Genomic DNA, 19,094 nt, shown 5'->3' on the forward strand with positions numbered 1-19,094 from the left:
CCGTGAGGCCGAGTCCGGCAGTCACGCCGCGGCGGCCCGCGGGAGCGACGACGGACCGCTTCCGATCCGGCGTCAGTTCGCGCCGCCGGGCGGGCTCTGCTCCATCTCGACCACCCGCCGGGTGCGCTCGTCCAGTTCGACCAGGTGACACAGCGGGTTCCCGGGGTAGACGACGGGGTTCTCCAGCACGCCGACGAGCAGGCCGGTGAACGGCGCCTCGACGGGGGCGTTGTCGTTCTTGAACGGGTTCGTGATCGTGCAGACGGTGTCGCCCTCGTGGACGAGCGAGCCGCGCTCGAAGTGCATGTCTACCATGCCGCCGGCGTCGGCGCGCAGCCACGTCTTCTCGCGCTCCTCGGTGATGACGGTGCGCCACCCCGGCCAGCGGACCGACTCGGCCGAGAGCATCCCGTACTCGGCGAACACCGAGCGCACGCCCGCCAGCGCCTCGTCGATGAGCCCGCGCTGGAAGCGGTGAGCCTCGCCCATCTCGACGGTGATGGCGGGGATGCCGTCGGCGACGGCCTCGGTCCGGAGCATCCCCGAGGAGCCGTCGCTGTCGATGATGACGTTCGTCCCGTACGCCCGCGCGAGCCTGGCGGTGGCCTCGTCGGCCATGTCGGCCCGGGCGTGGACCATGTTCGTCCGGCCCCGCGTCGACGTGTGGAAGTCGAGCCCGAGGTCGCACGGCTCGATGAAGTTCGTGTAGATGCGGGCCGCCATCCGCTTGGCGCTCGTGGAGTCCGGGGAGCCGGGGAACGACCGGTTCAGGTCGCGGTCGTACACCGGGAGGTAGCGCTGCTGGGCGAGGAACGCGGGAACGTTCATCACCGGCAGGCAGATCAGCGTGCCCGCCAGGTCCGCGAGGTCCCACTCGTGGGCCACCTCCCGAACCACCTCGATGCCGTTGAGTTCGTCGCCGTGGGCGGCCGCCGAGAGGAACGCCGTCGGGCCGTCCGCCTCGCCGTTGATGACCGTCACGGGGATGCGGACCGGGTCGCCGAGGTACGTCTCGGACACCACGAACCGGATGTTCTGTCGCTCCCCCGGCGCCACCCTCCCCCCGTTGTAGGTGAAGGAGCCGTCGTCGCTCATACCCGCCCTCTGCGACCCGCGGGGATAAACCATCCCACAGCGGCGCGCCGGAGAGTCCGGCCCGCCGGCGCCGCCGGCCCGAGCAGCGGAACCGACCGTGCGTGTCCGACTCAGTCAGGGGCCCGAGCGACCGGGACACCTTAGGCGTCGCCGCCGAGTCGAATCGGTATGAGCGAGGACCCGGTACGCGTCGGCGTGCTATCCCTGCACACGAGCAAGGAGTCGAAAGCCATCTGCAACGCCGTCGAGGCGCTCGGTCACGAGCCGGAGTGGCTCCGCCGCGAGAACGCCGCCGTCGACGTCACCGACGGCGAGGTGACCGTCGAGCCCGACGTGGACGTGGTCGCCAACAGGATGCTCCTCTCGAACATCGAACAGCCGGCGGAGGGGCTCGGCCTCGCCCACACCTTCGGCCGCGCGCGGCCCGTCCTCAACGACCCCTCGGCCGTGCTGACTGCGATGCACAAGTTCGCCTCGGCGGTCGCGCTCGCGGAGGCCGGCGTCCGCGTCCCCGACGCGCTGCTGGCGCTGTCGAACGACCGCCTCAACGCCGGCCGCGAGCGCTTCGGCGAGGAGGGCGTCTACAAGACCGCGATCGGAACCCACGGCGGCGGCACCTGGAAGGTCGACCTTACCGAGCCGGTGAACCCGATGGTCGGGAACCGACAGGCGTTCCTCCAGGAGCTGATCGACCGCGACGACTCCCGCCACCACGACACCCGGGTGTACGTCGTCGGCGGCGAGGTCGTCGGCGCGATGAACCGCTACGCCCCCGACGGCGACTGGCGCACCAACGTCGCGCTCGGGGGCGACGTGGAGGACGCCACCGACTCGCTCGACGACGAGGTCCGCGAGATGGCGCTGGCGGCGACCGACACTATCGGCCTCGACTACGCCGGCGTCGACCTCGTTCAGGGGTACGACGGCTGGTACGTGTTGGAGGTCAACCCCACCGCCGGGTTCAAGGGGCTATTCAAGGCCAGCGGCCGCTCGCCCGCGCCCCACATCGCCCGGCTCGCCATCGAGCGCGGCGGGGGGAGCGTCGACGACGAGCGAGTCGCGGAGCTGTCCGCGGTGCTCGACGACTCGCGGCCCTCGTGCATGCCGCCCGAGCACCGCATCAACGACGGCGAAGTGCCGACCATCGGCTACATCGAGCAGGTCCGGGTCGCCGGCACGCAGGGCTCCACGGAGGCGTACGCGAAGTCCGACACCGGCGCGACGCGCTCGTCGATCGACACGTCGCTGGCCGCGGATATCGGCGCGGGCCCGATCAAGAGCATGACCCGCGTGAAGTCGGGGTCGGTCAAGTCCGGGAAGGCCCGCCCCGTCGTCGACCTCGTCGTCGGCATCGGCGGCGAACAGCACACCGTCACCGCGAGCGTCGAGGACCGCTCCCACATGGAGTACCCCGTGCTCCTCGGGCGCGACATCCTCCAGCACTACCGCGTCGACGTCCAGAAGCGGGTCGACGAGGGGCGGGACGCGGAACGCGACGAGGAGGAGGAGGAGGGCCTCGAGGAGTAGTCGCGCCCCCGTCACGGCACGCGCTCGCACGCCGCCTCCCGGCCGGACCGCTTTTCCCTCTCGGCGTCCCCGGTTCCCCCATGGGCTTCGGGAGCTACGACGAGTCCGAGCAGGAACGACAGCAGAACGACGGCGGCGAGGCCGGCGACGGGTCGACCGTCGACGCCCACGAGAACGACCACGACGGGAAGGCGAGCTTCGAGGCCGGCGCCTCGACCGACGACCTGGTCTCGCAGCTGCAGGAGATGAAAGACGACAGCGACGACGACGAGGAGTAACGCCGACCGCGCCCGGCGACGGCGGCTCGACGGCGCTTCTTCCGCTCGGTATCCACCGTTCCCGGCCGTTCCGATCGCTCCCGAGCCGAACGGCCCGAGCGCCCGGACGCTATCTGTTCTGAAAACCGGCGCCGAAGGTATATCTACGTCCTCGCCGCCGGTCGAGGTACGCCGCCCGGTTCGTTCGTCGCGAGCGGGTGGGAGCAACCAACCAATGTTCGAATTCATCACGGACGAGGAGGAGCGCGGGCAGGTGGGCATCGGGACGCTCATCGTGTTCATCGCGATGGTGCTGGTGGCGGCGATCGCCGCCGGCGTCCTGATCAACACCGCCGGCTTCCTCCAGAGCAAGTCTCAAGAGACCGGTCAACAGTCGAGCAAGCAGGTCAGCGACCGCGTCCAGGAGGTCGCCACCGTCGGCAACGTCACCGGCAGCGGAACGATCGACATCGTGAACGTGACGGTGACGCAGGCGCCCGGCGCCGGCGAGATCGACATTCACAACGCCACCGTCACCTGGATCGGCAACAGCGGGACGTACCAGCTGACCGCGAACTCCACGGGGACCTACGGCACGCTGAGCGACGGGACCGTGGGCCAGGAGTTCTCCTACGAGCCGGTCAAGGACGCTGACGGCTCCAGCAACGTCCTCAACGACGCGGACGACCGCCTGAACCTCGTGTTCGAGGTGTCGGAGTTCGCGGGGAGCGACCTCTCGGAGGGCGACGAGGTGACGGTCAAGATCAACACGATGGCCGGCGCGACCACGAGCATCCGGTTCACCGTGCCCGAGTCGCTCGGGAACAAGGAAGCCGTCGAGCTGTAACGGCGCTTCCCCGTCTCTCCGTTCTCACTCGCCGCGAGTGGCGACGCCGACGGGGACGGCCGCGACCGTGGCCGGCTACGCCGAGCCGTCCCCGCGGACCTCGTCGACGCTCGCGGCGATGTCCTCCTTCGCGCGCCACAGGTACAGCGAGGCGTAGCTGCGGTACGGCGCCCAGCGCTCCGCCTCGGAGACCATCTCCGCGCGGGACATGTCGCGCCCGTACAGCTCCTCCATTCCCTTCCTGATCCCGAGGTCGCCGACCGGGAACACGTCGGGGCGCCCCAGCGTGAACAGCAGCTGCATGTTCGCGGTCCACTCGCCGACGCCGGTGATCGCGGTGAGCTCCTCGCGCACCTCGTCGTCGCTCATCGCGGCGAACGCCTCGCGGTCCCACCCGTGTTCCGCGAACGCCTCGGCGACGTTGCGGACGTAGCGGGTCTTCTGCCGCGAGAGGCCGGCGTCCTTCAGCGTCGCCTCCTCGGCCGCGAGGATCCCGTCCGGGGTGACCTCGACGGCGTCGAACAGGCGCTCGCGCGTCGCCTCCGCGGAGGCCATCGACACCTGCTGGCGGAGGATCGAGACGACGAGCCGCTCGAAGGGGTCCTCGGCCGGCTCGATCGTCAGCGGGCCGTGTCGCTCGATCACCGGCCCGAGCAGGTCGTCGGTCCGGAGCGCGTCGAGCGCCTCGCGGTCGGCCGGCGCGAGGTCGGCGAACGCGTCGGCGTCGGAGTCGACTGGCATACGACCGGGTGGGAGCGCCCGCGAGAAACGGCTTTCGGCGCCGGCGAGCTGGTTGCGCCGACCGCCGGGGGTCCTGGGCCCACGGGGGCGGACGCCGACCGCCGACGCGGGGGGCTCCGACGCGGGGAAACGGGAACTCCGGGAAACGGGCGCCGTGTTGGCGTCGGAGCGGAGGGAAACGTTGAATCGGGGCCCCTCCGACGCGATCACCATGGACGTTGATGACGTAGAGACGGTCGCGGTGCTCGGCGCCGGAAACATGGGTCACGGCATCGCGGAGGTCGCCGCCCTCGCCGGGTACGAGGTGAACATGCGGGACATCAACGAGGAGTTCGTCCGGAAGGGCTACGACCAGATCGAGTGGTCGCTCGGGAAGCTGGCCGAGAAGGACCAGATCTCCGAGTCCGACGCCGACGCGGCGCTGGAGCGCGTCTCGCCGGTGGTCCCCGTCGAGGACGCCGTCGCCGACGCCGACCTAGTGATCGAGGCGGTGCCCGAGAAGATGGACGTCAAGAAGGACGTGTACGCGGAGGTGGAGGAACACGCCCCCGACCGCGCGGTGTTCGCGTCGAACACCTCCAGCCTCTCGATCACCGAGCTGTCGGAGGTGACCGACCGCGAGGAGCGCTTCTGCGGCATGCACTTCTTCAACCCGCCGGTGCGGATGCAGCTCGTCGAGGTCATCGCGGGCGCCCACACGGCCGAGGAGACGCTCGATCTGGTGGAGAGCGTGGCCGAGCGGATGGGCAAGACGCCCGTCCGCGTCCGCAAGGACTCGCCCGGCTTCATCGTGAACCGGGTGCTCGTCCCGCTGATGAACGAGGCGGCGTGGCTCGTCCACGAGGGCGAGGCGACCGTCGAGGGGATCGACTCCACGACGAAGTACGGCATGGGGCTCCCGATGGGGAGCTTCGAGCTGGCGGACCAGGTCGGGATCGACGTGGGCGTCCACGTGCTGGAGTACATGCACGACGTGCTCGGCGACGCCTACGAGCCGTGCCCGCTGCTGACCGAGAAGGTCGAGAACGAGACGCTCGGGAAGAAGACCGGCGAGGGCTTCTACGACTACGAGAACGGCGGCGCCGAGGTCCCCTCCGACGCCGTCTCCGAGTCGGTCCAGCGCACGCTGCTCGCCGTCATGGCCAACGAGGTGGCCGGCCTGATCGGCGACGACGTGGCCGACGCGGACGACATCGATCAGGCCGTGAAGCTCGGGGCGGGCTTCCCCGACGGTCCCGCGAGGATGGCCGACGACGAGGGCCTCGACGCGCTGCTCTCGACGCTCGACGAACGCCACGACGAGACGGGGGCCGAGCGGTACGAGGCCGTCCCGTACCTCCGCGACCTGGTGGAGGAGGGGCGCGGCTTCCGCGACGCCGGCGGCGACGGGGACGACGACGCCCTCGACTTCGAGACGATCCGGGTCGAGCGCGAGGGGCGCGTCGGACACGTCGTCCTCGACCGGCCCCACCGGATGAACACGATCTCCGGCGAGCTCCTCGACGAACTCGGCACCGCGATCGACGAACTGGACGCCGACGAGGAGGTGCGCGCGGTGCTCGTGACCGGGGAGGGCGAACGCGCCTTCTCCGCGGGGGCGGACGTCCAGAGCCTGGCCGCCGGCGGCGGCGACCCCCTCGAGGTGGTCGAGCTCTCGCGGAAGGGGCAGGCCACGTTCGGGAAGTTCGAGGCGTGCGACGTGCCGGTCGTCGCCGGCGTCGACGGCTACTGTCTCGGCGGCGGGATGGAGTTCGCCACCTGCGCGGACCTCCGGGTCGCCTCCGAGCGTTCCGAGTTCGCCCAGCCCGAGCACAACATCGGGATCATGCCGGGGTGGGGCGGCACCCAGCGCCTCCGGCACATCGTCGGCGAGGGCCGCGCGAAGGAGATCATCTTCACCGCCGAGCGCTACGACGCGGAGACGATGGAACGGTACGGCTTCGTGAACGAGGTCGTCCCGAACGAGGACCTCGAGGAGCGCGCGATGGAGCTGGCGGCGGATCTGGCGGCCGGTCCGCCGGTCGCCCAGCGCTACACGAAGCGCGCGATGCTCGCCGGGCGCGACGACACCGACGCCGGGCTGGAGATCGAGGCGCAGGCGTTCGGTCAGCTGATGAGCACGGACGACGTGATGGAGGGCGTGATGGCGTTCATGTCCGACGAGGAGCCGGAGTTCGAGGGGAAGTGAACGAGATTCGCGGCAACGCCGCGAATCTCGGAGTAACGGCGTTCACAAATCGCTCCGCGATTTGTGAGCTCACGAGACCGGAGGTCTCGTGAACGGCGAGGTCCTCGGGCCGAGCCGCCCAGTAACACGGCGAGTGAGCGTGGCGAAGGAGACCTCGTCGCAACGGCGGAGCGTGGCGAACGAGCCCTCGGAGAACCGGCGGAGCGGTGCCCGCTCCGCCCGTCCGACTACACCACCCGGAACGCCCGCAGCGTGTCCCGGTCGCTCGGCTCCTTCACCACCTGCACGGCTCCCAACTCGGAGAACACCTCCTTCCAGTTCCGGTGGTACAGCGGGAACTCGTCGTCGACGTAGCTGACCTCGGCGCCCTCGCGGCCGCGCCGCGCGCCGTTGCCCTCGTTCTCGACGGTGACGAGCAGGTCCGAACAGACCCGGACGACCTCCTCGAACACCCAGGTGTCCTCGGGGTGGACGTGCTGGAGCGTTTCGACCGAGTAGACGGCGTCGAACTCGTCGTCCGCGAACTCGGGGAGGACGTCCTCGATGGCGCCCGTGTGGAACGTGCCCGTCGCCGCGAGGTCGGGGAAGTACTCGCCCATGACGCCGAAGGACTCGTCGTTGATGTCGACGCCCGCGAGGTCGTCGACGCCGTTCCTGCGGAGGTGTTCGAGGTGCCGGCCGGAGCCGCACCCGATCTCAAGGACCGCGGCGTCGTCGCCGGCGTAGAACTCGATCGCCGAGCGGAGCGCCTCGCTCGTCCCGTCGGGCCCCTTCTCGGCGTAGTAGCGTGGGGAGTAGTCCCCCTCGCGCTCGGCCCAGTCGCGGCGGACCTCGTCCGGCTCCATGGACGGGCGTACGGGACGGTCCGGTAAACGTCCGCCGGAGTCGCGGCGGGACCGGCGCCCTGCCGGCCGCGATGCTCCCGAACCGGCGCGGCCGGGCTACTCCCCGCGCCGCTCGCGGTAGTCGGGGAGGAAGTCGTCCTGCAGGACGGCGTCGCGCCCGCCGTCGACCGGCTCGCCCCACCCGACGGACCCGTCGGCGCACTCCAGTTTCAGGAACAGCTATCGCGGCGGCACCGCGTACAGCTCGTAGTCGACGATCTCGGTCACACCCGTCCCGTCCGCGGCGCGGGTGAAAACTCCACAGGTGTCCCCCCGTCCCCGTGCCGCACCGCTCCGTCCCGACGACCCCGCCCTACCGGAGTTCGACGGAGAGGGCCTCCCGTGCGGTCGCGTCGATCCGGCGGTACGCCGGCTCCTCGCCGGCGCGGTCGACGGCGAAGACGCGGACGGAGACGACGAGCCGACCCGCGCCGGGGAGCGTCGCGCGGACGACGGGCCCGGTCGCGGTCACGACCAGGTACGGCGGCGCCGCGACGGGCGAGGCCGGGAGGTCGACGCCGAGCGCGTCCGCGCCGGTCGCGAGCAACCCCGGGAGCCGGTCGAGCGCGTCCGCGGCCGCGAGCGCCCCGCACATGGCCGGCACCACCGCGTCGCGGTCGGCTGTCGCCGGGCGGCCGTCGGGTCCGGTCGTCTCCCACCGCGCGGCCACGGCGTCGGCGCAGGCGTCGACGGCGTCGAACAGCGGGCCGTGGTCGGCCAGCAGCCGCTCGCGGACGGCCTCGACGGGGTCGTCGTCACGCTCGGTCGGACTCACGCGGGACCGATCCCGGCATCGGGTCGTAAGCCCGTCGGGATCGACGCGGACCGGCCGGCACCCGCCGCCGCCACCGACCGCTTTTTCCCCGGCGCACGTCCACCCCCGTCCATGAGCATGACCGCCGCCGACGTGGAGGAGGCCATCGAGGCCGGCATCGAGGACTGCGAGGCGACCGTCACGACGCCGCGGGCGCCCGACCCCGACCACGAGGACGCCCACTTCGCGGCCGTCGTCGTCTCGCCGGCGTTCGAGGGGAAGTCGCTCGTCCAGCAGCACGAGATGGTGTACGACGCCGTCGGAGACGCGATGACCCGGGACGTGCACGCCCTGGAGATCAAGACGTACACCCCCGAGGAGTACGAGGAACACGAAGGGTAGAGTCCGTTCTTCGCCGGGACGGGACTGGCTCGTGGAGTCGGCTCCCCCGTCCGCGACCGTGATGATTGTCTCCGCGAGAGCTTCGGCCGCGATCCGGGCACGCCGTGGCCGGTCTCCTCCTACTCCGGTTCGGTATCGAGGATCCGCACCTCGTCGCCGACGCGGAGCGTCTCCCCCACGCTGGCCTCCGGAACGACGGTGTTCACCATCAGCCGGAAGGCGTGGTCGAACCGCCCGCCGCCGCTCCACTCGGGCATCGTCTCCTCGCGCTTCCGGATGAACCGCGTGCGGAAGCCGTCGAGTTCCTCGCCTGTATCGGGATCCCTCGATGGGACGACACAGCGCTGGCAGGGGTTGACCCCGAGCAGGTCGGCGTCGCCGACGCGTACGCGGACGCGCTCGCCCGGTTCCCCGACCAGTCGGTCCTCGAAGAAGGGTTCGTCGCTCGCGAGTTCGACGTTCGCGCGCAGGCGGCGACGCATCGAGTCGACGGTCACCCCGTCGAACCACGACGCGACCTCCCGGAGCGTCCCCGTCGAGATCACCGTCGGCCCCGACAGCTCGGTGTCGTCCGGGTAGCCGCCGGCGCGCTCGCCGACCATCGACACCTCGTAGCCGAGGAACGACGCCATCCACGACTCGACGGCCGCGCGGTCGTCGTCGAGGTGGAACGTCCCGGGGTCGGGCGCGTCCGCCCCGTCGTGCGGCGCCGCGAGCCGGACCGTCCGGGCGTCGAGGTCGACGTCGGCGTCGACCCGGTGGACCCGCCGCTCGTTCTTGCCGTTGACGTAGTCGCCGTCGGCGTCGAGGAACGCGAACTCCCGGTCGGGGAGGAGGCCGCCGCCCGGCGCGAGGTCGGCGGCCTCGACGTCGACGCCGTCGAGCGACTTGACGGGGAAGACGCGGAGGCGGGCGAGCGTCGTCGCGGGCGCGTCGTCGGTCATCGTGACCGCTTCGTCCGCCCGAGGATTGAATCGACCGATCCGTTTTTACACGTCACGTCCCTTGTTAACTCGTGTCACGGCCGGGAGACGGGGTGGGGACCGACCGCCCCCTCGTCGCGCGGGCGCTGCCGCCGGCGGCGGCGTTCCTCGGGGTGGCAGCGGCGGGCGCCGCCGGCTTCGTCGTCCTCGCCGGGGTCGGCCCGGTCGAGGCGACGTTCTGGCTGCTGGACCCGACGGGCATCGAGCTCCACTTCGAGCGCCACGCCGGGCCCGAACGCCTCACCAAGGCGTACGCCGTCGTCGTGACGGTCGGGCTCGTGCTCTCCTCGCTGTGGGCGGGCGAGACGGTACTGTCGGCGGCCTTCGGCGGCCAGATCGCCCGCGAACTCTCCCTGGCACGGGACAGGAGACGGATCATGGACACCGAGGACCACGTCATCGTCTGCGGGTACGGCATGTTCGGACGCTCCGTCGCGCGGCGGCTGGCCGAGGCCGACCGGGAGGTGGTCGTCGTCGAGTCCGACGGGGACGAGTCCGAACGGGCGCGACGCGACGGCCACCTCGTCGTCACCGGCGACGCGAGACGCGAGTCCGTCCTCCGGGAGGCCGGGGTGGACCGTGCGCGGACGACCGTCGCGGCGGTCGACGACTCGAACGTCAACATCCAGGTCGCGATCGCGGCCAGCCAGCTCTCGCCGGGCGTCCGGCTGTTCGTCCGCGTCGGCGACGAGACGTACGAATCGCTCGCGCGGCGCGCCGGCGCCGACGAGGTGGTCATCCCCGAGGTGATGAGCGCCCGGTCGATCGCGGACGACATCTGAGGCGGCACGGTCACGCCGACCGCGGCGGCGGCAGTACGGCCGGCGTCGGCTTAGAGAACGGGCGCTTACTCGTCTTCCTCGGCGTCGTCTTCCTCGGCGGGGAGATCGAGGCTCTCGACGAGGTCGGCGATCTCCTCGGCGGTGAAGCTCGCGTACCCCTCCTCGGAGACCGTCGCGACCGAGAGGTCGGCGGCGGTGAGCTCGTCGTTCGCCTCGAAGAGGGCGCGCAGCGCGAGGCCGATGCCGTCGTCGAGGGTCAGCTCCTCGGACCACTCCTCCTCGAGGAGGTCCTGGATCTCCTGGCGGGAGCCGCCGATGGCCGTCGCCTTCCACTCGTGGGGCGTCCCCGATGGGTCGGCGCCGAACAGGCGGGGCTCGCCGTTCTCGATGCCGCCGATGAGGAGGGCGGCGCCGTACGGCCGGGTGCCGCCGCGCTGGGTGTTCTCCTGGATGTGGTCGGTGACGTACTTCGTCAGCGTCTCGACGCCGACCGGCTCGCGGTAGCGCAGGCGGTTGCCCTGTGCCATCCGCCGGGCGAAGTCGATGAGCTGGCGGGCGTCGGCGACGTGGCCGGCGCTGGCGGTGCCGACGTGGTCGTCGAGCTTGTGGAGCTTCTCGATCGACTCCGACTCCATCAGGCTGGAGGACGCCTGCGCCTGCGCCGCGAGCACGACGCCGTCGCTCGTGCGGACGCCGACGGAGGGCGCCCCGCGCGAGACGGCCTCGCGGGCGTACTCGACCTGGTAGATGCGGCCGTCCGGCGAGAACAGGGAGGTGCCGCGGTCGTAGGCCTGCTGGTCGTTCCCCCTCATCGGTCACCACCGACGCGCGAAGTCGTCGCGAGTGTAGTCATCGCTCGACGGTATGGGTCCACGCCGGAAAAAGCCTCCCTAAACGGAGCTTTAGCGGCGCGGCCGGAACCGACGGACACGACGGCGACGGCGGGAACCCGGGTCGGGTGCCGTGCCGGGTCGGGACGCTTCGGAGGCGGCGTGAGTCGAACGGTGCGGGTCGAACGGCGCCGCGACCGGCTCAGTCGGGCCGGACCGAGCGGGGTCGACTACCCGTCGACCGCGACGACCTCGGCGTCGGGGGCGTTCCGCTTCACGCTCTCGACGCCCTCCTCGGCCTTCCGCCTGGTCGCGTACCCCTCGCCGGAGTCGGCGATGATGTTGCCGTTGTCGTGCTCCAGTCGCCACCGCCACTGGCCGGCGCTGTCCTCGTACACCTCGAAGGTGGCCTTGCTCGGCATGCGCGGATCCTCCCGCCAGAGCGACTAATCGCTGGCGGCCGACGCGTCCCGGTCCGGTCCCCGGTTCCGGACCCGTTCGGTCCGGGCGGTCACTCCGTCGGGGGGTCCCCGTCGGCCTCGCCCTCCCCGGCGTCCCACGACGCCAGCGGCTCGCCCCCGAGCACGAAGTCGGCGCCCTCGTGTTCGGTGAACACGACGTAAACCGTCTCCTCGGGCACGCCGAAGCGGTCGTCGAGCTCGGCGGTCAACCGCCGCGCGAGGTCGTGGCGCTGTTCGACCGTCCGCCCCGCCCGGACGTCCGCGTTCACGAGCGCGACCGGGTCGTCCGCGCCGGCCCGACCCAACCGCGGGTCGCTCTCGGCGACGACGACGCCGACGTGGTCCGTCCCCGTGTCCATCACCGCGCCGTACGTCTCGGCGACCCAGTCGGCGAACGCCGCCCGCTCGTCGTCGTCGACCGACACCGAGAGGTCGAACCGGATGTGTGGCACGTCCCCGAGTGACACGCGGCGGGTGATAAGTCCGGTCCGCGGCGTCGCCGCCGGGCGGGGTGGGACGCGGAGGGACGGGGTGGTGCGGGGCGGAGCCGAGTCAGGTCGATCGCTCGTCGACGACGCTCCCGTCCGCGTCGCGAAGCGTCACCGTCTCGCCGTCGTTGTTGAGGGTCGGCCGGCTCCGCCCCCAGTACAGGTCGGCCTCGGTGTCCTCGCCGCTGCCGACGTGGAGCGTGAGCGACGCCCCCGGAGCCAGCGTCGTCCCCTCGGGGAACTCGTAGGTGAAGCCCGCGGCGTCCGCGAGCGTCCACCCCGAGAGGTCGACCGCCTCCTCCCCCCGGTTCGCGAGGACGACGTACTCGTCGTTCAGGTTCTCGGCGTCGTCGCCCTCGGCGTCGGCGTGGATCCGCGCGATCACGACCCCGTCGCCCTCGGGCGTCGCCGTCGCCGACGCGGTGGCGGTCGTCTCGCCGTCGCCGGCGGCCGCGGGCGTTCCGTCGCGACACGACCACAGGCCGCGCCCGTCCGCCATCGCGCGCTCCTCGGCGGCGTAGAACGCCTCGCGGCGCTCGAAGGAGGAGTCGTACACGCGGGCGAGCCCCCGGTCGACCAGGGCGTAGTTGAACGACCGGCCGTCGTGGTGGACGTACACGAGCAGGCGGTCGTAGTAGCCCCGCCGGGGCTCGTTCGCGTCGAAGGCGATCGTGACCGTCTCCCCGAGCAGTCGGTTCCTCGCGTAGGCGCTCGCCCGGTCGGCGTACTCGTCGAGGCAGGCGCGCCCCGCCTCGGTGTCGGGGACGCCCTCGAACTCGCCGGGGGTGTTCTCGCCGTACACCTCCGGCGTGTCCACCCCGAGCAGGCGCGCGGTGTCGGTCGTGCCGTTGTCGTACGCTATCCGGACGGTGTCGCCGTCGACCACCTCCACGACCGTCACCTCGACGCCGTCGGCGGGGGCCGGCTCGGTCGCCGGCGTCCCGTCGGAGGCGGGCGGCGCGGTCGCGGTGGCGTCGCCGCCGCCGGGGGCGACGACGCACCCCGAGCACACGAGGAGGAGACAGCAGGCGAGCGCGGCCACACCCGAGCGGTCCATACGCACGGGTCGGCCGGAGATCGGAAAGCAGTTCGGACGGGATCGGAGCCCGGCGGGGCGGCACGCGCCGGCTGCCGGCCACGTCACCCCTGGCGCTCGTAGACGACGAAGTCGAACGCCCCGCGCTCGTCGCGCTCGCGTTCGGTCCACTCGTCGCGGTCGAACGCCGGGAACCGGGTGTCTCCCTCGTAGGACTCGTGGACCTCGGTGAGCACCAGTTCGTCCGCGAGCGGGAGGAACTGCTCGTACACCCGACCGCCGCCGGCGACGTAGACGGTGTCGACGCCGCGTTCGGCGGCGGCGTCGCGGGCGTCGTCGAGCGCCTCCTCCACCGACCCGGCGACGACGACCTCCGCCGGCAGGTCCGGCTCCGACCGCGAGAGGACGACGTTCGTGCGGCCGGGGAGCGGGCCGCCGATGTCGGCGGCGATCGACTCGTACGTCCGGCGGCCCACGATCACCGGATGACCCGTCGTCGTCTCCTTGAAGTGTCGCATGTCCGCGGGGAGGTGCCACGGCATCCCGCCGTCCGCGCCGATGACGCCGTTGGCGGCGACGGCGGCGATGAGGGCGACGCGGACGGCGGGGCGTTCCTCGTCGTCCCCCGTCCCGGTTCCGCGCCCTCCGTCCCCGCCGTCGCCGTCGTCGGACATCACTCGGCGACCGCGAACTCGATCCCCGGCGCGGGGTCGTAGTTCAGCAGCTCGATGTCCTCGAACTCGAGTTCGTCGAGCGGCTTGTCCGCGACCCGGAGCTCGGGCTTCTCGCGAGGTTCACGCGATAACTGCCGGAGGAGGCCGGGGACGTGGTCCTTGCGCTCGTCGCCGTCGGCCTCCGGGGGCGCCGTCTCCTCGACCCAGTCGGCCAGCGCGAGGTAGTCCTCGGCGCTGTCGGCGGCGGCGACCCGCTCGGCGAGTTCCCCGCGGTGCTCGCTGTACCAGTCGCCGCGCTCGTCCGTCCCGCAGTAGACGTGCGCGTCGACGACGCTGTGGGCGAAGGTGCCCGGCTCGAAGCCCGTGCGCTGGGCGACGGCGGTGAGGAGGATGGAGTAGGCGGCGATGTTGAACGGGATCCCCAGCGCCATGTCGCCCGAGCGCTGGGTGAGGTGGAGGTTGAGCCGGTCGCCCTGGACGTTGAACACGAACGTGTAGTGGCACGGCGGGAGCGTCGAGACGGTCGCGTTCGCGGGGTGCCAGGCGTTCACGACGATCCGGCGCGACTGCGGGTTCTCCCGGAGGGTGTCGAGGACGTACGCGATCTGGTCGAAGGTGCGCTCGTCCTCGTTCAGCCAGCGGTGGGCGTCGTCGGGCCACGCCTCGCCCTCCAGTCCCTCCTCGGGGACGGGGTAGCGCCGCCAGAACCGGCCGTAGGCGGTGTCGAGGCGGCCCTCCTCGTCGGCCCAGGCGTTCCAGATGCCCGTCTCCTCGCGCAGGTCGCGGACGTGCTCCTGTCCGGAGAGGTACCAGAGCAGCTCGTGGATGAGCGAGTTCCAGCGGAACCCCGAGAGGTCCTTCGTGGTCAGCAGGGGGAAGCCGTCCGCGAGGTCCGCCTCGTAGTGGGCCGAGAAGGACGAGAGCGTGTCCACGCCGGTCCGGTTCGGCTTGTAGGTGCCGTCCCGGAGCACGTCCTCCACGGTCGAGAGGTACTGCTGCATGTGCGTGAGGGGTGGCCCGCGGTTGATAGAGCTACCGACCTCGGCGGCCCGCGATCGACCCCGCCCGGGCGACCGCTACGCGAACGAGGACACTCCGGGGTCGGTCAGGGCTCAGGGGGACGATTTGCCCGAACCGTCGGTAACGATGGAACCCGCGCGTGCCTCAGACCGAGACCGGGACCGAGTGACCCCGTCGAGATCCCTCCTCGATGACTACCTCGTGAACCGCGGTGAGTGCGGAGCGGGCGTTCGGCGAGACTCGTCTCTCTCGTCTCCTTCCGAACGATCTCCCGCGTCGGGAAACATCGTCCTACCCGGTGGGAGAACTGTTCAATTCAATTATAACTATGGAGTGGCCTCGCTTCCTCGAAATATGCGCCGTCGGAGAGTCATCGCGGGTGTGGGGCTCTGTCTGTCGCTCGTCGGGTGCACGGGGGACCGTGGAAGCGAGCCGATCGGGAGTCCGACACGGACTGGCACGGAAAGTACGCCCACAGCGACGGAGTGCGCGACCGAACCACCGACGTCCACCGACTCGGAGACGCCGGGCGACTCCGGGCGGGCTGAGATCGTCGTGGCCGAAGGAACGTTCGGGTTCGCCGACTTCGGGTACGCGGAGTATCCCTACTACGAGGCGGAGTTGACCAATCGGGGGGACGCTCCCTCGGGCATCGTAGAGTTCGTGGTCGATTGGTTCGACGAGAACGGCGGCTACGTCGACGACACCACGGAGGAACTCGTTTCGTTGAGTCCGGGCGAGACCTGGGTAGCGCGGTCGTACAACGTCCTCAACGACGAGGAGGTGGCAAGCGCCGAGGGATCAGGTACGTACGGATACGAACTCCCGGCATGGCCCGACGGGCTGGAGGTGGTATCCAGCGAACTGCTGTCCGGTGAGGAGAACGTGAAAGTACGCGCGACAGTGCGGAACGATACCGGTCGGACGGTCGACTACGTGGCGTTCTACGGCAAACTGTACGACGTCGAGATGAGGGTGCTCGGCCAAGTCTGGACGAACGAAACCGACCTGACGGACGGATCCTCGTGGCGGGCGGAGAGAGAGTGGGACGACAGGGTGCGATCCGGGCTCGTCGAAAGCCACGACGTCGTGCTCGAAGGGAACACCTACTGAGCGCTATCGTACTACTGGAGCCACTGCTCTCGATGGGTCACTCGCCTGACCGTACCTTCCGCGGGAATCTCAACGGAGAGACCCATGTACGAACGAACTGGCGCGGCTCCGCGATCACGCCCTCGGTGGAGGTCGACTGACTCCCACCGAACGCGAACCCCCAAGACCCGTCGCGCCCAACCCGCACGCATGATCCGCAACCTCGCGGCCGGCGTGCAGGCGTTCACGAGCAACGCGTTCCTCGTGTCCGGCCCGCCGCGCGCCGACGCGCCCGCGACGAACGACGGCGGCGACGCCGGCCGGCGCGTCCTCGTCGACACGGGGGCGAACTTCGACGTCGTCCCCCGAGTCGAGGAACACGTCGACGACCTCGACGCCGTGATCCTCACGCACACCCACCCGGACCACGTCGGCAACGTCGAGGCCGTGTGCGACGCCTTCGGCGTCGAGACGTGGGGGTTCGACGCCGACCAGCCGGCCGTCGACAACGCGATCCCCGACGAGGGAACCGTCGAACTGGGGCTCGGGAGCTACGAGGCGCTGCACACGCCCGGCCACAAGGACGACCACCTCTGCTTCTACGACGAGGCGGCGGGCGTGCTGTTCGCAGGCGACCTGATCTTCCAGAACGGGGGCTTCGGCCGGACCGACCTGGAGGAGGGCGACCGCGACGCGCTGATCCGGAGCGTCGACCGCGTCCGCGGTCGCGTCGGCTCGGACCTCGCCGAACTGCACGTCGGCCACGGGCCGAGCGTGCTGGACTCGCCGTACGACCACGTCGAACTCGCGGCGCGGGCGGCCCGGACGCGGTAGGCGGTCGCGGTCGGGTCCCTCCGCTCCCGTCGCGTCCTACCGATCGCGGGCAGTCGCCACGAGCGCGTCGTAGGCCTCGCGGTACGCGTCCGCGACGGCGTCGGGGTCGGCCCGCTCGGCCGCCGGCAGGGGCCGGAGGTCGTGCGTCGAGACGGGGTCGAGCATGTCGGTCACGCGGCCGACGCGCACCTCCAGTTTCCCCTCCTCGCGGCCGCCGGTCGCCGCGTCTCGGGCCACCGCCCATCGCTCGCCGCCGTACACGCGGCACCGGCCGGGATCGACCACGGCGACGGCGTCGAAGCGAACCTCCCGCAGCGGGGTCGCCACGTCGCCGTAGGACTCCACGAGCGCCACGCCCTCCTCGCCCGCCTCCCGAACGTCGCCGGCGACGCGGTCGAGCGCGGGGAGGTGCAGGTCGCGCATCGCGTCGTTGACCGCCCGGACCGACTCCACGCGGCGCGCGCCCGCGAGCGGGAGGTCCCTACGGAGTCGGTCCGGCACGTCCGCCGTCCCGTTGACCACCCACTCGTCGCCGTCCGGGGTCCGCACCCGGTCGACGAGGAAGGTCCGCCCGGGCTCGCCGAGCAGGCCGGTCGTCCCGGGGGTCGGCCGCCAGAGCCGGTGGATCGGGTTGCGGCGCTCGTGTGTCGCGTCCCCGTCGGCCGCGTCGAGCAGGCGGCGGACGTCCTTCCCGTAGAGGCGGCCCTCGCTCGCGGCCCGGCGCACGTCGCCGTGGTCGAACCAGCGGTCGTTGCCGGCGCGGGGCTTGAACGCCGCCAGCGGGTCGTCGCCGGCGCGGAGGCGCGCGGCGAGGCCGACCGCGAACGTCGTCTTGCCGGCGTCGACGGGGTCGCCGCCGGCGACCAGGAGTCTCACGAGTCGGCGTCGCCGTCGGCGGCGGGTCCGTCGTCGCCACCTTCGTCGCCGCCGTCGGCCCCGGCCGCGCCCCCGTCCTTCAGCCCGTAGTACCCCGGCTCGTCGTCGTGGCGGGGCTCCGCGACGACGAGGTCGTCGGCGTTGGTCACGACCCACGGGATCGCCCAGTCCAGCAGCACCGCCTCGGTCTCGGCGTCCACGTCGGCGTCCGGCTCCAGCCCCTGGAGGAGCCGCGCGATCTCGTAGACGGTGTACATCCGGTCCGGCTCGAACAGCTCCTCGGGCGTGTAGAAGTCGCAGGGGAACAGCTCCGGGAACTCGGACTTGTCGGTCGGCATGGCCGGCCGTTGGCCGGGACGCCGCTAAAGGCCGACGACTCCGCTCGTCCCCGTCTCTCTTCTCCTCTCCGCTTCCGGCTCGCTCAGTCGAGGTGTTCGGCCGCCAGCGACTCGTACACGCGCTCGATGTCGTCGGTCCCCGCGTCGATCGTGCCGCCGTGGAAGCAGTGGACCGTCCGCACGTCCAACTCGGCGAGCCGCCCGACCGAGCGCGTCGCCGTCTCGAAGTCGGGCGTGAACCGCTCGGAGGGGCCCGAGAGTTCGCCCGTGTCGCTGCGGAGCGCGTCCGCCGCGAGCAGGAGGCGGGCCTCCGGGAAGTGAAGCGCCAGGTGTCCCGGGGCGTGGCCGGGCGTGAACACCGTCCGCATCGGCCCCGCGTCGGTCCGGAACGCCACCCCGTCCTGAAGCTCCACGTCGACCGGGACCGGCTCGTAGCGCTCGGCGTCCTCGGGCGCCTTCATCGGGAACTGTCGCCCGTCGACGTACGGCGCCGCCGCCTCGTGGGCGTACACGACCGGGTCGGCCGCCCGCTCGACGACCGCCGCGAGCCCGCCCGCGTGGTCGCCGTCGTGGTGGGTGAGTACCACGGCGCGCACGTCCGCGAGGGCGAGCCCGTGGTCCGCGAGCGCATCGGTCAGCTCGGCCGTCTGTCCGGGCAGCCCGGCGTCCACGAGCACCAGCCCCCGCGGCGTTTCGACGGCCGCCGGGTGGATGACGAACGTCCCGTCCTCCCGTTCGGCTTCCAGTTCCAGCGCGTACACGCCGTCGGCGAGTTCCATGTCCCACCGGACGGTCGCCGGGGAGGTAACTGTGGGTGTCGCGGCGTGGCCGTCGCCGTCGACCGCGGACGCCGAAAGAAAGCGGTGATCTGCTCGGACCCCTCCGGGTCCGTTCGTCGCGGGAGCCCTACTCGAAGAGTTCGACGGCCTGTTCGTAGCGTGCCGAGGGCTCTTCCCAGTCGACGACCTGGAAGAAGGCGTCGATG

At 71.5% G+C, this 19,094-nt stretch carries 21 protein-coding genes and 2 pseudogenes; 8 read left to right on the forward strand and 15 right to left on the reverse strand.

From position 1 onward, the window contains the following. Positions 1-72: 72 nt before the first annotated feature. Positions 73-1,095, reverse strand: a complete 1,023-nt coding sequence (locus ACQUQ1_RS19830; protein ID WP_435065996.1) for a succinylglutamate desuccinylase/aspartoacylase family protein — start codon at positions 1,093-1,095, stop codon at positions 73-75. A 168-nt stretch (positions 1,096-1,263) separates the two neighbouring features. Here ACQUQ1_RS19830 and ACQUQ1_RS19835 point away from each other — a divergent pair, with 168 nt between their 5' ends. The 3 genes from ACQUQ1_RS19835 to ACQUQ1_RS19845 all read left to right on the forward strand — a co-directional run bounded on the left by ACQUQ1_RS19835 (position 1,264) and on the right by ACQUQ1_RS19845 (position 3,726). After that, a complete protein-coding gene (locus ACQUQ1_RS19835) occupies positions 1,264-2,622 on the forward strand; it encodes a RimK family alpha-L-glutamate ligase (RefSeq protein ID WP_435065997.1) in 1,359 nt (452 codons plus the stop codon). An 80-nt stretch (positions 2,623-2,702) separates the two neighbouring features. Next, positions 2,703-2,900, forward strand: a complete 198-nt coding sequence (locus tag ACQUQ1_RS19840) for a DUF5786 family protein (protein WP_435065998.1) — start codon at positions 2,703-2,705, stop codon at positions 2,898-2,900. A gap of 214 nt (positions 2,901-3,114) precedes the next feature. After that, positions 3,115-3,726, forward strand: coding sequence for an archaellin/type IV pilin N-terminal domain-containing protein (locus ACQUQ1_RS19845; RefSeq protein WP_435065999.1), 612 nt, complete (start codon positions 3,115-3,117; stop codon positions 3,724-3,726). Positions 3,727-3,801: 75 nt separating this feature from the next. On the opposite strand, the gene ACQUQ1_RS19850 is transcribed toward ACQUQ1_RS19845, so the two are convergent. Next, positions 3,802-4,467: a DNA-3-methyladenine glycosylase family protein gene (locus tag ACQUQ1_RS19850; RefSeq protein ID WP_435066000.1), complete on the reverse strand. Its 666-nt coding sequence runs from the start codon at positions 4,465-4,467 to the stop codon at positions 3,802-3,804. Between the two features lie 211 nt (positions 4,468-4,678). On the opposite strand from ACQUQ1_RS19850, the gene ACQUQ1_RS19855 reads away from it, so the two are divergent. After that, positions 4,679-6,655 (forward strand): 3-hydroxyacyl-CoA dehydrogenase/enoyl-CoA hydratase family protein, encoded by a 1,977-nt coding sequence (locus tag ACQUQ1_RS19855; protein ID WP_435066001.1) that lies wholly within the window; start codon positions 4,679-4,681, stop codon positions 6,653-6,655. A 227-nt stretch (positions 6,656-6,882) separates the two neighbouring features. On the opposite strand, the gene ACQUQ1_RS19860 is transcribed toward ACQUQ1_RS19855, so the two are convergent. Beyond that, a complete protein-coding gene (locus ACQUQ1_RS19860; protein WP_435066002.1) occupies positions 6,883-7,500 on the reverse strand; it encodes a class I SAM-dependent methyltransferase in 618 nt (205 codons plus the stop codon). Positions 7,501-7,852: 352 nt separating this feature from the next. Next, positions 7,853-8,314: a hypothetical protein gene (locus tag ACQUQ1_RS19865; RefSeq protein ID WP_435066003.1), complete on the reverse strand. Its 462-nt coding sequence runs from the start codon at positions 8,312-8,314 to the stop codon at positions 7,853-7,855. Between the two features lie 117 nt (positions 8,315-8,431). Between ACQUQ1_RS19865 and ACQUQ1_RS19870 the strand changes: the two genes are divergently transcribed. Continuing rightward, positions 8,432-8,695 carry a BolA family protein gene (locus tag ACQUQ1_RS19870; RefSeq protein WP_435066017.1) on the forward strand — a complete coding sequence of 88 codons (264 nt, stop codon included), beginning with the start codon at positions 8,432-8,434 and terminating at the stop codon, positions 8,693-8,695. Between the two features lie 119 nt (positions 8,696-8,814). Here the strand turns inward: ACQUQ1_RS19870 and ACQUQ1_RS19875 are convergent, their stop codons facing one another. Next, positions 8,815-9,639, reverse strand: a complete 825-nt coding sequence (locus ACQUQ1_RS19875; protein WP_435066004.1) for an MOSC domain-containing protein — start codon at positions 9,637-9,639, stop codon at positions 8,815-8,817. Positions 9,640-9,710: 71 nt separating this feature from the next. Between ACQUQ1_RS19875 and ACQUQ1_RS19880 the strand changes: the two genes are divergently transcribed. Continuing rightward, entirely contained in the window at positions 9,711-10,460 is a 750-nt protein-coding gene (locus ACQUQ1_RS19880; RefSeq protein ID WP_435066005.1) for a potassium channel family protein, read from the forward strand. 65 nt (positions 10,461-10,525) lie between these two features. Here ACQUQ1_RS19880 and psmA read toward each other — a convergent pair whose 3' ends face one another. From psmA to thyA, 6 genes and pseudogenes are all read right to left on the reverse strand, one after another. Continuing rightward, positions 10,526-11,272 carry an archaeal proteasome endopeptidase complex subunit alpha gene (gene psmA, locus ACQUQ1_RS19885; protein WP_435066006.1) on the reverse strand — a complete coding sequence of 249 codons (747 nt, stop codon included), beginning with the start codon at positions 11,270-11,272 and terminating at the stop codon, positions 10,526-10,528. 263 nt (positions 11,273-11,535) lie between these two features. Then, positions 11,536-11,706, reverse strand: a pseudogene (locus tag ACQUQ1_RS19890) (HVO_2922 family protein); the annotation flags it as partial. Between the two features lie 95 nt (positions 11,707-11,801). Beyond that, on the reverse strand, positions 11,802-12,203 hold the full coding sequence (locus ACQUQ1_RS19895; protein ID WP_435066007.1) for a tautomerase family protein: 402 nt from the start codon (positions 12,201-12,203) through the stop codon (positions 11,802-11,804). Between the two features lie 100 nt (positions 12,204-12,303). Further along, positions 12,304-13,296 (reverse strand): lamin tail domain-containing protein, encoded by a 993-nt coding sequence (locus ACQUQ1_RS19900; RefSeq protein WP_435066008.1) that lies wholly within the window; start codon positions 13,294-13,296, stop codon positions 12,304-12,306. 83 nt (positions 13,297-13,379) lie between these two features. After that, on the reverse strand, positions 13,380-13,949 hold the full coding sequence (locus tag ACQUQ1_RS19905; RefSeq protein ID WP_435066009.1) for a dihydrofolate reductase: 570 nt from the start codon (positions 13,947-13,949) through the stop codon (positions 13,380-13,382). Next, positions 13,949-14,950, reverse strand: a complete 1,002-nt coding sequence (gene thyA / locus ACQUQ1_RS19910) for a thymidylate synthase (RefSeq protein WP_435066010.1) — start codon at positions 14,948-14,950, stop codon at positions 13,949-13,951. Before thyA ends, ACQUQ1_RS19905 begins: the two co-directional genes overlap by 1 nt. Positions 14,951-15,524: 574 nt before the next feature. Between thyA and ACQUQ1_RS19915 the strand changes: the two genes are divergently transcribed. Together ACQUQ1_RS19915 and ACQUQ1_RS19920 are read left to right on the forward strand one after the other, a co-directional pair. Beyond that, positions 15,525-16,082, forward strand: a complete 558-nt coding sequence (locus ACQUQ1_RS19915; RefSeq protein ID WP_435066011.1) for an FxLYD domain-containing protein — start codon at positions 15,525-15,527, stop codon at positions 16,080-16,082. Positions 16,083-16,271: 189 nt separating this feature from the next. Next, entirely contained in the window at positions 16,272-16,895 is a 624-nt protein-coding gene (locus ACQUQ1_RS19920; RefSeq protein ID WP_435066012.1) for an MBL fold metallo-hydrolase, read from the forward strand. Positions 16,896-16,931: 36 nt separating this feature from the next. On the opposite strand, the gene ACQUQ1_RS19925 is transcribed toward ACQUQ1_RS19920, so the two are convergent. The 4 genes and pseudogenes from ACQUQ1_RS19925 to ACQUQ1_RS19940 all read right to left on the reverse strand — a co-directional run. Then, a complete protein-coding gene (locus ACQUQ1_RS19925; protein WP_435066013.1) occupies positions 16,932-17,771 on the reverse strand; it encodes an ATPase in 840 nt (279 codons plus the stop codon). Continuing rightward, a complete protein-coding gene (locus tag ACQUQ1_RS19930) occupies positions 17,768-18,109 on the reverse strand; it encodes a DUF5827 family protein (RefSeq protein WP_435066014.1) in 342 nt (113 codons plus the stop codon). The genes ACQUQ1_RS19925 and ACQUQ1_RS19930 overlap by 4 nt, the downstream gene beginning before the upstream one ends. 83 nt (positions 18,110-18,192) lie before the next feature. Beyond that, entirely contained in the window at positions 18,193-18,888 is a 696-nt protein-coding gene (locus ACQUQ1_RS19935; RefSeq protein WP_435066015.1) for an MBL fold metallo-hydrolase, read from the reverse strand. A 127-nt stretch (positions 18,889-19,015) separates the two neighbouring features. Beyond that, positions 19,016-19,094, reverse strand: a pseudogene (locus ACQUQ1_RS19940) (superoxide dismutase); the annotation flags it as partial.

This window comes from Halobaculum sp. EA56, assembly GCF_051195075.1.
In the GTDB taxonomy this organism is placed as follows: domain Archaea; phylum Halobacteriota; class Halobacteria; order Halobacteriales; family Haloferacaceae; genus Halobaculum.